The organism is Pumilibacter intestinalis, from assembly GCF_943193005.1.
Classification (GTDB): Bacteria; Bacillota; Clostridia; order Christensenellales; family Pumilibacteraceae; genus Pumilibacter; species Pumilibacter intestinalis.
Genome location: NZ_CALPCH010000002.1, coordinates 86,649 through 100,143, shown reverse-complemented (window position 1 = coordinate 100,143; position 13,495 = coordinate 86,649). Strand labels below are relative to the sequence as shown.

At 49.5% G+C, this 13,495-nt stretch carries 12 protein-coding genes and 1 tRNA gene; 2 read left to right on the top strand and 11 right to left on the bottom strand.

The genetic code is table 11. The features are described 5' to 3' along the window. Window positions 1-123: 123 nt before the first annotated feature. Window positions 124-1,839, top strand: a complete 1,716-nt coding sequence (locus NFR55_RS01505) for a PadR family transcriptional regulator (RefSeq protein WP_251545503.1) — start codon at window positions 124-126, stop codon at window positions 1,837-1,839. Window positions 1,840-1,854: 15 nt separating this feature from the next. On the opposite strand, the gene NFR55_RS01500 is transcribed toward NFR55_RS01505, so the two are convergent. The 3 genes from NFR55_RS01500 to proC all read right to left on the bottom strand — a co-directional run bounded on the left by NFR55_RS01500 (window position 1,855) and on the right by proC (window position 4,055). Beyond that, window positions 1,855-2,727, bottom strand: coding sequence for a TVP38/TMEM64 family protein (locus NFR55_RS01500; protein ID WP_251545501.1), 873 nt, complete (start codon window positions 2,725-2,727; stop codon window positions 1,855-1,857). Window positions 2,728-2,790: 63 nt separating this feature from the next. After that, on the bottom strand, window positions 2,791-3,240 hold the full coding sequence (gene rnhA, locus NFR55_RS01495) for a ribonuclease HI (RefSeq protein WP_251545500.1): 450 nt from the start codon (window positions 3,238-3,240) through the stop codon (window positions 2,791-2,793). Next, a complete protein-coding gene (gene proC / locus NFR55_RS01490) occupies window positions 3,237-4,055 on the bottom strand; it encodes a pyrroline-5-carboxylate reductase (RefSeq protein WP_251545497.1) in 819 nt (272 codons plus the stop codon). Before proC ends, rnhA begins: the two co-directional genes overlap by 4 nt. Window positions 4,056-4,114: 59 nt before the next feature. Here proC and NFR55_RS01485 point away from each other — a divergent pair. Continuing rightward, window positions 4,115-4,189, top strand: a tRNA-Trp gene (locus NFR55_RS01485). Window positions 4,190-4,227: 38 nt separating this feature from the next. On the opposite strand, the gene NFR55_RS01480 is transcribed toward NFR55_RS01485, so the two are convergent. The 8 genes from NFR55_RS01480 to NFR55_RS01445 form a co-directional block, all read right to left on the bottom strand. Further along, the gene (locus NFR55_RS01480; RefSeq protein ID WP_251545495.1) at window positions 4,228-4,596 is read right to left on the bottom strand and encodes a dUTPase; all 369 of its coding nucleotides are present in this window, start codon (window positions 4,594-4,596) and stop codon (window positions 4,228-4,230) included. 15 nt (window positions 4,597-4,611) lie between these two features. Further along, complete coding sequence (locus NFR55_RS01475; RefSeq protein WP_251545493.1) at window positions 4,612-5,871, bottom strand: M16 family metallopeptidase; 1,260 nt, start codon at window positions 5,869-5,871, stop codon at window positions 4,612-4,614. 29 nt (window positions 5,872-5,900) lie between these two features. Continuing rightward, window positions 5,901-6,617 (bottom strand): polysaccharide deacetylase family protein, encoded by a 717-nt coding sequence (locus NFR55_RS01470; RefSeq protein ID WP_251545491.1) that lies wholly within the window; start codon window positions 6,615-6,617, stop codon window positions 5,901-5,903. 107 nt (window positions 6,618-6,724) lie between these two features. Continuing rightward, window positions 6,725-8,812, bottom strand: coding sequence for a polyribonucleotide nucleotidyltransferase (locus NFR55_RS01465; RefSeq protein WP_251545488.1), 2,088 nt, complete (start codon window positions 8,810-8,812; stop codon window positions 6,725-6,727). Between the two features lie 97 nt (window positions 8,813-8,909). Next, window positions 8,910-9,173 carry a 30S ribosomal protein S15 gene (gene rpsO, locus NFR55_RS01460; protein WP_251545486.1) on the bottom strand — a complete coding sequence of 88 codons (264 nt, stop codon included), beginning with the start codon at window positions 9,171-9,173 and terminating at the stop codon, window positions 8,910-8,912. A gap of 134 nt (window positions 9,174-9,307) precedes the next feature. Beyond that, entirely contained in the window at window positions 9,308-10,747 is a 1,440-nt protein-coding gene (hemZ, locus tag NFR55_RS01455; protein WP_251545478.1) for a coproporphyrinogen dehydrogenase HemZ, read from the bottom strand. Next, on the bottom strand, window positions 10,732-11,352 hold the full coding sequence (locus tag NFR55_RS01450; protein ID WP_251545476.1) for an MBL fold metallo-hydrolase: 621 nt from the start codon (window positions 11,350-11,352) through the stop codon (window positions 10,732-10,734). Before NFR55_RS01450 ends, hemZ begins: the two co-directional genes overlap by 16 nt. Then, complete coding sequence (locus NFR55_RS01445; RefSeq protein WP_251545474.1) at window positions 11,352-13,493, bottom strand: RelA/SpoT family protein; 2,142 nt, start codon at window positions 13,491-13,493, stop codon at window positions 11,352-11,354. The genes NFR55_RS01450 and NFR55_RS01445 overlap by 1 nt, the downstream gene beginning before the upstream one ends. Window positions 13,494-13,495: the final 2 nt, after the last annotated feature.

Below are 13,495 nucleotides of genomic sequence, written 5' to 3'. Positions count from 1 at the left end.
CGTATAACAGTATACAATATCGACAAAATTCCCGCAAATATTTTTATGCTATTTTGAAAAATTAGCATAGGCGGTCGGGTTTTACAATTGACAAATAACCAAAAAAATATTACAATATTATTTATGGAAAACACTATACAGAGCGACTTAATAAGAGGGCACATAAACACCATTATACTCAAAGCCCTTTTTGACGGCGACCGTTACGGTTACGATATAGTTCGCGAAATAGAACAAAAAAGCAGCGGGCAGTACAAACTCAAGCAACCCACCCTTTACAGTTGCTTGAAGCGCCTTGAAATTCAAGGTTTTATTCGCTCGTATTGGGGCGCGAAGTCCAACGGCGGCAGGCGCAAATATTTCACGCTCACCGACATGGGGCGCGAGCTTTTCATTAAGAACCAGCACGAATGGGAATACTCCCGCACCGTTATAGATAAGCTCATTTCGGACAAAGAATACGATTTCGGCGAGGCGAGCGCGGCAATATCCGAAAGCGACTCCGAACCGTTCGAGGAAGAAATCGAGCAAACGGAAGAAGCGGATGACGTTTTCGAGCAAGAAACCGAGGAGCAAGACGAGCAACGGGTCGAGCAAGCGGAGCAGGAAACCGAACCCGAGCAAGCGGAGCAAAACGAAAACGAACAGGAAGCGGAAGCCGAGCAGGAAAAGCCGCAAATAGTATTTTCGGACACAACGGCGATAATGAACGAATTGTTCCGCCGCCGCGAGCAAGCGGAAAACGACGTAAGCTACGCCGAAAAGCTCATTGCCGAAAAATACGTATCCAACCGCACCGACTCGGGCGTGTCGTCGGACTCCTATTTCAAAGACTTTTTCGACGAACGAGAGTTTTCTTCTTTAATAAAGCCCGCAGAGCCCGAGCAGGAAACGCCCAAGCCGTCTATATTCGACGAACTCGCGCGCCTTACCCCCGCCGAGCCGCAGGTTGAACCGCAAGTTCAGCCCGAACCCGAGCCCGAACCGATTGCAAACACAAACATCTTTTTGGATTATCACTCGCAAAGCGTGGTATCGCACAATCACACGTCGGTGATAGAACGCGAGTATCGCAATATTTTGGGCGAATTCTTAAATCCGAGCTTTGTGGAACGCCCCCGTCTTGCGCCCGAGCAGCCGCCCGAGTCGCAGTCCGAGCCGCAGTCCGAACCCGAAATTTCGGAAGAAGAGCTTGAACAGGGCGTAACCGACGAGTCGGTTTCCGAAGAAAACTACGAAGAAGAGTACGAGCAGGAAGAAGAAACGCAATATTTCACCTCCGACGCCGACGTGAACCGCAAGCTCACAAGGCTCACGGGCGAAGTTCGCGAAATGGGCGACAACGTAAAGATACGCACTCACAACAACGCGAGCGCGAAAGAGTACAGCAACGCATACTATTACTACTCGAACAAGCTCATGATTGTGCACTACGGAGTGCTCTTTGCCGTAATGATGCTTGAAATACTGTTTTCGGCGGTATTCGTAAGTTTGGTTATGCAACAAGGCAGAAGCTCCGACAAGTGGTTTTACATAATCGCGGGCGCGGTTGCCGTAGCCTTCCCCATTACCGCGTTTGTAAAGAATTTCACCGAGCCGAACAAGCGCAAGCGAATTAACTTCAGTCTCAAAAATTCGCTTATATACAGGCTGATAGTTATGGCTCAATGTTTCCTCATCATATACTGCGTAAACATTATAGCGGGCATGCCGCTCGGATTCGGGTCGGAATACCTCGCAACGGTACTGTTGCCCGCCCTGCTCTGCACGAATTTCCCCGTAAGCGCGCTTGTATTCAACTCTTTATACAAAACCAAAAAGTTCTCCGTTGAGGAGTAAAACAAAAACCGCCTTTTACGGGCGGTTTTTTCGCGGGCGCGGGTGTTTTTCCATTATTTTCTTTTTTATCTTGTTTACAACGAAGAACAGTATTATAACCGCCACGAATATGGCTATCCACACGGGTATGCCCCAGCCTTTGAACGGGATTATCGTGCCGCTTCCGAAATAGCACATAAACGCTATCATAACGGGGCGCGTCCAAGAAATCGTGATTAAGAAATACTTAAAGCTCATTGTAGTTATGCCGGCTATAAGGCATATGATATCGTCGGGGAAAAAAGGAAACAGCATCATCACTATAAACAAAAAGCGTCCTTTCTCGTTTACAAGCCCCGCGAATTTGTCCGTTTTTTCCTCGCCTATTACCCACACGGCAAGTTTGCGCCCGAAAATCTTTCCCATAAAAAATGTGATTACCGAGCCTACTATAGTGCCCGCCGTCATAAACAAAAATGCGTAAGTAGGTCCGTAAAGCACCGTGCCGATAAGCGCGATAATAGCCGACGGTATGGGCAGAAATATTACCTGAAATATCACTATACCGATATATACGAGTATGCCCCACTGTTTGGTATTTCGGATTATGGCTATGAGCGTATCCATATCTTTGAACTTATAAAGCCAACCCGTGGCGTCGAGCACGGTGTAACCTATCATTAAAAGCGCGGCAAAAACAGACAACAACACGAAAAATTTGTATATAGTTTCGTGCTGCGTTTCGTTTATGCTCGGCACCGTTACGCCCAAAGTTGCGAATATAACTATGGCGCACATGAGCACCACGCGCGGAAGGTCCTTAAAATAAACGCAAGCCAAAGCGAGCATACCGAGGTTTAACAGCGTTATGAACACCTTTGCGGCGGTTATTTTGGAAGTCTTCGTCATATTTAGTATTATATGACTTTTTTTGCGTTAATATTATGAATACACCGTTTTATACGTACAAATTTACGGCAATGTTTTGCGGCACGCGTTTATGGCTTCGCGGGCGAGTTTGTCGCAACGGTTGTTATACTCGTTGTCGCTGTGCCCTTTTACCTTGATAAACGTTACGTCGTGTTTGCTTGTTTTAAGGCACAAATCGTTCCACAAGTCGCGGTTTTTAACTTCCTTTTTATCGGCGGTTTTCCAGTTTGCCGCCTGCCAACTTTTGAGCCAGCCTTTGTTTATAGCGTCTACCGCATAGGCGGAGTCGCTGTATATTTCCACGTTGCAACGCTCTTTGAGAGCGGCAAGCCCTTGTATTATAGCGAACAGTTCCATGCGATTGTTGGTGGTATCTTTATTATATCCCGAAATTTCTTTTTCGTGCCCGTTATACATGAGTATAGCCGCCCAGCCGCCTATTCCGGGATTGCCGCTGCACGCGCCGTCGGTATAAATTTGAACCGTTTTCATTTTGCCGCGCCCAACTCCTTTGCGCGTTCCACTGCTTTTATTATTGCGTCGGAGGTTATTTTTTCAAACTCTTTTTCGCGCAGGTGTTTTACCCCCTCTATGGTTGTGCCGCCCTTACTGCAAACAGAGTTTATCATATCGTCCAAATCCGCGCCTTCGCTCGCTTTTACGAGTTCGGCACTGCCTATTACGGCGGCAAGAGCCATCTCTCGCGCCTCTGACGCGCAAAAGCCGAGCGAAACACCCGTATCTATAAAAGACTTGAGAAACATGAATACGAACGCGGGAGAGCTTCCCGTAAGCCCCGTAACGGCATTTAAGTCGCTTTCTTTCACCTCCGCCGCAGTGCCGAAAGAGCCGAGCAACAGTTTCGTGAATTCAAGCTCCTCTTTGCCGAGTCCTTTGTGGGCGTAGGCGTTAAACGACTTATATACGCGTGCGTTTAGGTTGGGCATAACGCGCACCGTTTTTTTGCTTGCCGTAAGTTTCTCGAGCGTATCGAGAGTTACGCCCGCCATAATAGATATAACCGTTTTATCCGCAAGGTTGAGCTTTTCAAGCATTGCGGGCGCGGACTGCGGCTTAACCGCAAGCAATATGTAATCGGCGCGCGAAACCGCGTAGGCATTGTCTTGCGTGGTTTCGGCAAGACCCGAAACCGCAGCCAGCTTGCTTTCGTCCAAGTCCGAAACGATTATTTCGGGCTTTATGTTTTGCTCCGCAAAGTCCGCTTTCGCCTTCTCCGACGAGAGCGCGCGTATTATCGCCTGCGCCATATTTCCGCATCCCAATATCGCCAAACTATAATTTTTCATATTGCTCCTTGTTTTTAATTGACTAATCCGCAAATTTTGTATATAATATACTCACTCTTAGGGGAGTGGCTCAACGGTAGAGTAGCGGTCTCCAAAACCGTAGGTTGCGTGTTCGAATCGCGTCTCCCCTGCCAAATTAGTTCCGTGTTGCTTTGCGCAATGCGGAATTTTTTTATTTTTTGTTCAGTTCGTAGCCGGGCTTTTGAGATTTGCCTTGTTGGCGAGCTATGTTTTCGCGGTTCTTGTCGCAATATATTTCGTATAGCTCGTCGGCGGTCATGCCCGCAGTTAGGCATATGCTTACAAAGAAATGTAATATATCAACTATTTCTTCTTTAACGGCGCGTTCGTTTACTGGCTTGGGATTTTTCCACCATTTGTAATTTACTTCGTTGAGTAGTTCGGTCACTTCGTCTATGAGAGCGAGCGACTTTTTTTGTATCCACTCCGACTGCGTGAATTTGCCATCGAGTTCGCGTTCACGGGAAATGTAGCCGTCGAGCAACGACTGCATGGAAAATATTTCGTCTAACTTGTCCATTTTTTATCCTTGTTTTTATCCTTTGATTATGTCGAGCACGTCAACGCCCGTTTCTTTGCCCACATACGCCGCGCACACGTTGCCGCCAGTAAACGTGGTTTTGATAAATTCGTTTACGTCGTTTAAGGTTATAGCGTCTATTTCTTCTATTCGCTTGTCTACGCTGTAAAGTTCGTTTGCAAGCAACATGAATTTGCCTTGCGAAGTCATCATGTTTTGAACGCTCTCTTCGGAGAACACAAACGCCGACTTGAGCTGAATTTTCGCCTTTTCGAATTCCTCGCGAGTTACCCCTTCGGCAACGGCGCGGTCTATTTCGTTTTTAACGGCGCGAAGAGCCTTTTCGGTATTCGCGGCGGTAATGTTAAGCACTATGTTGAAATTGCCGTTTTTTACGTATGCAAGCGGCGAAGAATATACCGAGTACGCGAGCCCGAGCTGTTCGCGCACACGCTGAAACAGCCTCGACCCCATGCTTCCGCCGAAGATTGTGTTGAATATGTTTTGCGCGGGTATCATAGGGTGTCTGAATTCGAGCGACTTATAGCTTATGCCTATGTTGGACTGCTCGAAATCTTTTATGCGCACGGCGCAACCGCCCTTAACGGCAATGGATTTCTTTTCTTTTTTAACGGTTTTATTGCTACGTATTTCGCCGAGCAGATATTTGCGCACAAGCTTGTCCGCTTCGCCCGCCGCGATATTGCCCGAAAAAGACACCACTATATTGTCGGCGTTGTAAAGCTCGTCCATGTATGCCGAAACGTCGTTGTGCGTAAAGCGTTTTACGTTTTCTATAGGTCCTAAAATGGTTCTGCCGAGCGGCGAATTTTCATACAGCGTTCCCGCAAGCAAATCAAAGCAAATATCCTCGGGAGCGTCCTCCACCATGTTTATTTCTTCGATGATTACTTTGCGCTCTTTGTCGAGTTCTTCCGCCTTAAACGCCGAACGCGTGAATATGTGCGAAAGCTTTTCGAAACATTTTTCGGTATACTCGTCTATGGATTTTGCGTAGTAGCACGTGGCTTCTTTGCCCGTAAACGCGTTTACCGACGCGCCTATGCTTTCAAACGCGTTGGCAATCTCGAACGCGTTGAGCTTATCCGTGCCCTTAAACATAACGTGCTCGGTAAAGTGCGATATGCCGTTGTTATCCGCGGTTTCTTCCGCACTGCCCGCGCCTACCCATATCCCCGCGGCAACCGAGCGAACCGACGGATTGCGGTTCACTACAAGTCTTAATCCGTTTGAATACGTTATCAATTCGTTCATTCGTTACCTCCGAAAGTACAACTGCGCTTTTAATTCGCTGCGTCCGCGGCAAGCGTTTCGCTCACCTTGGATATCACTAAATTATTTGCCTTTGCGTAACTAATTATACGGTCGAGCGCCTCCACCGTGTTTTTTGTGGGGTGCATAAGTATCAAGTCGCCGCCCGCCATTTTATTTGTGGCGCGACTGTATATCTTTTCGGTGTCGTGGTCGCGCCAGTCTATCGTGTCGCGAGTCCACATTATAGTGGAATAACCGAGTTTTTCCGCCTGCGTGAGCGTGGTTTTTCCGAACGAACCCGACGGCGGCGCAAACAAAGTCATATCCACTCCGATTACGCTCTTTACAAGCCTGTGCGTAACGCTTATTTCTTCGGCGTTGCGTTCCGCGCTGAGCTTTTTGTGGTCTTTGTGAAAGTAGCCGTGATTGCCTATCTCGTGCCCTTTTTCGTAAATCTTTTTGAGTACGCCGTCGTTTTCCGCAACCCACATGCCGCCCACGAAAAAGGTGGTTGTCACGCCGTTACGCTCGAATATGTCGAGCATATCGTCTATGTATTCGGTTCCCCAATATACGTTTATCATGAGCGAAACTTTGGTTTTGCTCTCACCCTTACACACGGGAAGCTTTTCGCCCGACGCGGTAACGGTGTTGCCCGAGAGAGTAAACGCGAGCAACCCCACCACTATCAGACCCATTGCAAGATTTGCGACAACGTAGCGAAAAAATTTGGCTTTCTTGTTCAAAATTGTGTACCTCGGAATATTAGGGAACTATAAGCGCACCCTTTTTTATAATATATTCCGCAGGCGCGAAAAAAAGTCCGTAAAGGACTTTTTCCGCAAATCACAAATCAAAGTTTTTCAACGAGTTTAAGGTCTATCCTACCCTTTTCGTCGGTTTTGATAACCTCCACTCGCGCGGTATCGCCGAGATTGAGCACGTCGGTAACTTTGTTTACTCGCGACTTGGAGAGTTTGGATATGTGTATCATGCCGTCTTTGCCGGGTGCGAGTTCAACGAACGCGCCGAACTCGAGTATGCGCACAACCTTGCCTTCGAAAATCTGACCGGGCTGTACGTCTTCGGCAATGGTGAGCACGATTTTCTTCGCCTTTTCCGCCATTTCGAGGTCGGTGCAACTGATAAACACTCTGCCGTCGTCTTCGATATCAATCTTAACGCCGGTTTCGGCGATAATCTGATTGATGACTTTTCCGCTCTTTCCGATAACGTCTCCGATAACGTCGGGCGAAATGTTGAAGCTGATGATTTTGGGCGCGAACTTGCTGAGTTCGGGACGGGGCGCGTCGAGTACCGCAAGCATTTTGTCGAGAATGTAAAGCCTGCCCACTCTCGCCTGTTCGAGAGCCGTGCGGAGAATGTTCTCGTCTATGCCCTTTATCTTTATATCCATTTGTATGGCTGTGATGCCTTCCGAAGTTCCAGCCACCTTAAAGTCCATATCGCCGAGGAAATCTTCGAGTCCCTGTATATCCGAAAGCACCGCTACTTTTTTGGACGCTTCGTCTTTTATAAGTCCCATCGCTATGCCGGCTACGGGAGCTTTGATGGGCACGCCCGCGTCCATAAGCGCAAGCGTAGAGCCGCAAACGCTCGCCTGCGAGGTAGAACCGTTGGAGCTGAGTATTTCGCTCACGGTGCGGATTGCATACGGGAATTCTTCTTCGTCGGGTATAACGGGCTCGAGAGCGCGTTCGGCGAGTGCGCCGTGACCTATCTCGCGGCGTCCCGGACTGCGAAGCGGACGAGCCTCGCCCGAGCAGTACGGCGGGAAATTGTAATGGTGCATATAACGCTTAAAGGTTTCTTCGTCGAGGTTATCGAGCTTTTGAACCTCGGCAATAGTGCCGAGCGTGCAAGTCGTCATTGCCTGACTCTGACCGCGGGTGAACACCGCAGAACCGTGAACGCGCGGCAATACGCTCGCTTCGCACCAAATATCGCGGATATCCGTGAGTTTTCTTCCGTCGGGACGAACGCCCTTTTTGAGTATCTTTTCGCGCACTTTCTCTTTGGTGAAATAGTAAAGCGCGTCTTTTATTTCGCGTTCCTTTTCGGGATACTTTTCCGCGAAATGCTCGAGCGTAACTTTGTCAACCTCGTCTTGTTTTTCCTGACGAGCCTGGCGGTCGGTTTCCTCGAGAGCTTTGTCGAGCAGCTTGTCCGCAAATTTGCGAACGTCTTCGTTGATATCTTCGGGAACTTTGTAAAGCTCCATTTCGCGCTTGGGCTTGCCCACCGCTTTTACTATATCGTTAATGAACTTAACTTGCTTTTTGATTTCTTCGTGACCGAACAGTATGCCTTTGAGCATAACCTCTTCGCTCACCATGTGCGCTCCCGCTTCCACCATCATTATTGCGTCGGCAGTGCCCGATACGTATACGTGCATTTCGCTCATTGCGCGTTGCACGTTATCGGGGTTAATAACGTATTTGCCGTTAACGTAGCCCACCACTACCGAGCCGGTAGGACCTGCGAACGGAATATCGGAAATAGACAGCGCGATACTCGAGCCGAGCATGCCGAACACCTCGGGCGGTATGTTGGTGTCTACGCTGAGAGCGGTAGCCACAACGGACACGTCGTTAAACAGTCCTTTGGGGAAAAGCGGACGGATAGGACGGTCTATAAGGCGGCTCGTGAGAATTGCCTTATCGCTCGCTCTGCCCTCGCGCTTCTTAAAGCCGCCGGGGATTTTGCCCACGGCATACATTTTTTCTTCGAAATCCACTCCGAGCGGAAAAAAGTCCATGCCCGGACGGGGCGTTTCCGCCATGGTCACGTTGGTCATCACCACGGTGTCGCCGCAACGGATTATGCAAGAACCGTTGCTGAGTCCGCAGTACTTGCCGATTTCGACGGTAACTTCCCTGCCGCCTATTTCGGTTTTGAAAATTTGCGCTTCTTTACTCATTATTACATATACTCCTTTTCTTTTTTCTCCCGAGTCGCGCATTTTTACGCAACTAAAAAGCGAGAGCCAACCGCGGTCGGCTCTTCTTCGCTCGAAATTACTTTCTGAGTTCCAATTTGGCAACAAGCGCTCTGTATCTTTCGATATCGAGCTTTTTGAGATAGTTCAAAAGACTTCTTCTCGAACCTACCATCTGAAGCAGTCCTCTGCGCGAGTGATGGTCGTTATGGTGCTCCTTAAGATGCTCGGTAAGGTGGTTGATGCGGTGCGTAAGAAGCGCGACCTGAACCTCCGGGCTGCCCGTGTCTCCCTCGTGCGTTGCGAACTTGGCGATTATTTCCGCCTTGGTCTCCTTGTCCATGTTTTTACCTCCGTTAAATGTTATTCGCCTTAAAACTGAGTGTAGGTGCGTGGAGAGCGCACAACTCCGAGTATCAAGGTACTTTATAAGTATACCATATCGTTACGATAAAGTAAACCGATTTTCAGGAATTTTCAGCAATTTGTCGTATAAAATAATTCTTTTTTTGCAATTCGCTCCTCAAACTCTCGCAAATACAAAATAACGTCTTTCGCGTTGGCAAACCGCAGTATGCGCCCGCCCGAGAGAGTCAACTTGCTTATCGCTCCCGCGCCGCAAGCGTACACGGGCAAAGTTTCTTCCATTACCGTTACGTTGTTTACGCACAAAAAGTTCGGCTTGCACCACCCTATGTTTTCGAGGTTTGCCGTCATCTGCTTTTGGCGGTACAAATAATACGGCTCGTAGCCGCTCGAGCTTAGTGCGCCCGCCGAGTAATTCACCATTTTTTCGGTGTGCGAGTTTTGCTCCGTTTCGCAAAGCGCGTTGCGAGAACCGCGCTTAAGGCACAGCGTGTGCACCGTAATATTTTCGGGCGAAAGAGCCAAAACTCCGCATAGCGAAGAAGCGAAATCGTCTTCGGTTTCTCCCTCGAGTCCCGCTATAAGGTCCACGTTTTTCACAAACCCGAAACGGGCGGCGATATTGTACGCTTCGAAAAAACAAGCCGACGAGTGCGCTCGCCCTATCGCTTGCAAAGTTTTATCGTGGAGAGTTTGCGGGTTTACGCTTATGCGGTTTACGCCGCTTTGGTACATTACGCGCAGTTTCTCTTCGTCTATGGTGTCGGGTCTGCCCGCCTCGCAGGTATATTCCGCATCTTCGCAATACGCCGCCTCGAGCACCGAGCGCAACAGTTCGGGCGGCAACACCGTGGGCGTGCCCCCTCCTATGTACACCGAAAAAATCTTTTTGTTTTGCTCGGCGATAATCGCTTTGGTGCGACGTATCTCTCGGCACAACGCTTCCGCGTAAGGCGACAGCAACCACGTTTTCTTTTCTATGCCTTCGGACACGAACGAGCAATATGCGCAACGCGTGGGGCAAAAAGGAATGTGCACGTACAAATTTACGAGATTGTTCGGCGGATATTGCCCGCCGCCCGAAACCACGCTCATCCTGTCGCCCACCGTGCGATTTTGCACCGATATAATCCGAGCCGTAAGCTCGGCTTTGTCGCGCGACACGAAATAGTCGGAACACAGCCGCGCGGCGATATCTTCGTGCGGCACGCCGCGTTCGAGCAGTCTTGCGGCAACGCGCGTGGGACGAATACCCGTAAGACTACCCCACGGCATTTTGCGCCCGAAATATTCGGAAAGCGCACAGTAAAGCGCGGACTTGCAGGTATACAGGTCGTAACGCACGTATTCAAGCCTGTCCTCATACGGGCAAAGCGCGTACTCGTACTTGTACTTTTTATCTCCCACCGAAACGAAGAATATGTTTTTACCGCTTCGGATATGGGTGAAAACAACGCTTTCTGCGCAGTCGGACTCGCATGCGCAAAAACATCTCACCGTTTCGAAAAGCTCGTTGCGGATATCTCCGCGATTTGTTATCGGTTCGCGCATAAATATATCCGAAACGGGTTGTTTTTCTTTTCGTAAGAGAGCGACGAGGGCGCGCCGTGACCCGATAATATTTTGTATTCGCCTTGCAAAGCAAACAACTTTTCGTCTATGGAGCGATAAAGTTTTTGTGCGCTGCCCGACGGGAAATCGGTTCTGCCCACTCCGCCGCAAAACAGCGTGTCGCCGCTGAAAACAATATTTTCCGATATGTAGCACACGCTTCCGTCGGTGTGACCGGGAGTATGCAACACCTTGAATTTCATTTCGCCTATTTCGAGTTCGTCGCCGTCCGAAACGAAGACGTCGGGCACAAACTCGTCGAGAGTTTCGCCGAATTGACGAGCCAAATGCCCGCCGTCCGTAAGCAGTTTTTCGTCGTCGCGGTGCATGTATATTTTCGCGCCCTTGCGCTTGAAATACGCCGCCGCGCCTATGTGGTCGAAATGCGCGTGAGTGAGAAGCACCGCAACGCAGTCAAGCCCTTGCATTGCCGCCTCTATCGCGCCCGCATCCGCGCCGGGGTCTATCACCGCCGCCGTCTTGCCGTCGGACGCAACGTAAGCGTTTTCTCCCATGTAGCCTGTTACCACGGTTTGTATTTTCATTAAAGAGAACTGCTCCTGAATACTTTTTCCACTTCGGGTATTTGTTGGATTTTTTTGATAAGTGCGTCTATCTGCTCGATTTTGGTAACTTTTACGCCGAAATTTATTATGGCGTTGCGGTTCTTGTCTACTCTCGCGTTAAGACTGTGGAGCGAAAGTTTAAGCTCCGACAGTATGGTGGTAATCTGCATCAAAAGTCCGTTGCTGTTCTTTGCCTCCACCTGCATGGCAACGGCGAACGGCGCGTTTTGATTGCCCGCCCAATGCGCCTCTATGAGCCTGTACGGCTCGGCGTTGCGCATATTCGGGCAAGACTTGCGGTGCACGGCAACTCCGCGCCCGCGCGAAATGTAGCCTATTATTTCGTCGCCGGGAACGGGCGTACAGCAACGCGCCATGCGCACCAAAAGGTCGCTGTGCCCTTTCACTATAACGCCGTGCACAACAGAGTCGTCGGTTGTTGCCGCGCTCTTAGACGGCTGCCTGACCGACTCCGCTTCTTTGCGATAAAAATCTATGAGCTTGAGAAGGATTTGGTTTACGGTAAATCCGCCGTACCCCACCGACGCGTACAAATCGTCCATAGACGATATGGAGTAGCGTTGCATTATAATATCGAGCCACTTTTGCACGAGCAACTGATTGAGAGAGTAGCCGCGCCGTTTTGCTTCCTCTTCGAGCATTTCTCTGCCGCGCTTTATGTTGTCTTCCTTTTGCTCCTTTTTGAAAAACGCGCGGATTTTGCTCTTCGCTTGCGCGGTCTTGGCAAAACGCAACCAGTCGCGGCTCGGTCCTTTCGCCGTGTTCGAGGTGATGATTTCCACATAGTCGCCCGTTGTGAGCTTTGTTTCGAGCGGCACTATTTTGTTGTTTATCTTCGCGCCCACGCACTTGTTGCCCACCGCGCTGTGCACGTTGTACGCAAAGTCAACGGGCGTAGACCCCTCGGGCAGTATCACAACGTCGCCTTTAGGCGTGAATATGAAAACCTGTCCGCTGTATAAGTCGAGCTTGAGCGACTCGTAAAACTCCTGCGGGCTTGTAGACGCGTCGCCCGCCTCGTCCATTACTCCCCTGAGCCACTCGAGCTTTTCATCGAGCTCATTGGCTTCCTTGCGGTTCTCCTTGTATTTCCAATGCGCGGCTATGCCGTATTCGGCAATCTTATGCATTTCGTAAGTGCGTATCTGAATTTCGAACGGCATGCCGTAGCCCGTCATTACCGTAGTATGCAACGACTGATAATTGTTGGGTTTGGGCACGGCGATATAGTCTTTGAACCTGCCCGGAATGGGCTTCCAAACGGTGTGTATCATGCCGAGAACTTCGTAACAGTCGCGCACGTTTTCCACTATTACGCGCACGGCGGTAAGGTCGTATATCTGCTCGAAAGTTCGACCCTGATTAACCATTTTTTTGTATATGCTGTAAAAATGTTTGGGGCGTCCGCTTACCTCGCCTTTAACCTTAAGTTCTTTGAGTAGTTTGGTGAGCTGTTCGCAAATGCGGTTTACAAGCTCGTTGCGTTCGGCGCGTTTGAGCGAAATTTCGTTTACGAGAGACTCGTAAACGGCGGGATGCAACACCTTTAAGCACATATCTTCGAGTTCGCACTTAAAGTAACTCAGTCCCAAACGCGAGGCGAGCGGCGCGTAAATTTCCAAAGTTTCTTTAGCCATAGCGTTTTGCCGTTCTTCGGATATGCTCGAAATAGTGCGCATGTTGTGCAGGCGGTCGGCAAGTTTAACGAGAATTACGCGGATATCTTTCGCCATGGCGAAAAACATGCGCCTGAAATTCTCCGCCTGTTCTTCCTCTTTGGACTTAAAAGTTATCTTATCGAGCTTGGTTACTCCGAGCACAAGCTCGCATATCTCGTCGCCGAATTTGTCGCGTATTTCGCAGTCGGTTGCGGGCGTGTCCTCTATGCAGTCGTGCAAAAGCGCGGCGGCAATGGTCTTGTAATCGAGTCCGAGGTCGAGCAAAATATTCGCCACGGCTATGGGGTGTATTATATACGGCTCGCCGCTGTCGCGCGTTTGTCCGTCGTGCATGCGCGAAGCGTAGTCGTAAACCTCGTCGAGTATCTTGACCTGATTGGACGGAAATATTTTCTTGTAACGCTCTTTTAATTGTTGCATAC

What these genes read in the sequence shown, in the direction of transcription:
- NFR55_RS01505 (WP_251545503.1), top strand. Translation starts at nt 124, where the DNA reads ATGGAAAACACTATACAGAGCGACTTAATAAGAGGGCACATAAACACC.
- NFR55_RS01500 (WP_251545501.1), bottom strand. Translation starts at nt 2,727, where the DNA reads ATGACGAAGACTTCCAAAATAACCGCCGCAAAGGTGTTCATAACGCTG.
- rnhA (WP_251545500.1), bottom strand. Translation starts at nt 3,240, where the DNA reads ATGAAAACGGTTCAAATTTATACCGACGGCGCGTGCAGCGGCAATCCC.
- proC (WP_251545497.1), bottom strand. Translation starts at nt 4,055, where the DNA reads ATGAAAAATTATAGTTTGGCGATATTGGGATGCGGAAATATGGCGCAG.
- NFR55_RS01480 (WP_251545495.1), bottom strand. Translation starts at nt 4,596, where the DNA reads ATGGACAAGTTAGACGAAATATTTTCCATGCAGTCGTTGCTCGACGGC.
- NFR55_RS01475 (WP_251545493.1), bottom strand. Translation starts at nt 5,871, where the DNA reads ATGAACGAATTGATAACGTATTCAAACGGATTAAGACTTGTAGTGAAC.
- NFR55_RS01465 (WP_251545488.1), bottom strand. Translation starts at nt 8,812, where the DNA reads ATGAGTAAAGAAGCGCAAATTTTCAAAACCGAAATAGGCGGCAGGGAA.
- rpsO (WP_251545486.1), bottom strand. Translation starts at nt 9,173, where the DNA reads ATGGACAAGGAGACCAAGGCGGAAATAATCGCCAAGTTCGCAACGCAC.
- hemZ (WP_251545478.1), bottom strand. Translation starts at nt 10,747, where the DNA reads ATGCGCGAACCGATAACAAATCGCGGAGATATCCGCAACGAGCTTTTC.
- NFR55_RS01450 (WP_251545476.1), bottom strand. Translation starts at nt 11,352, where the DNA reads ATGAAAATACAAACCGTGGTAACAGGCTACATGGGAGAAAACGCTTAC.
- NFR55_RS01445 (WP_251545474.1), bottom strand. Translation starts at nt 13,493, where the DNA reads ATGCAACAATTAAAAGAGCGTTACAAGAAAATATTTCCGTCCAATCAG.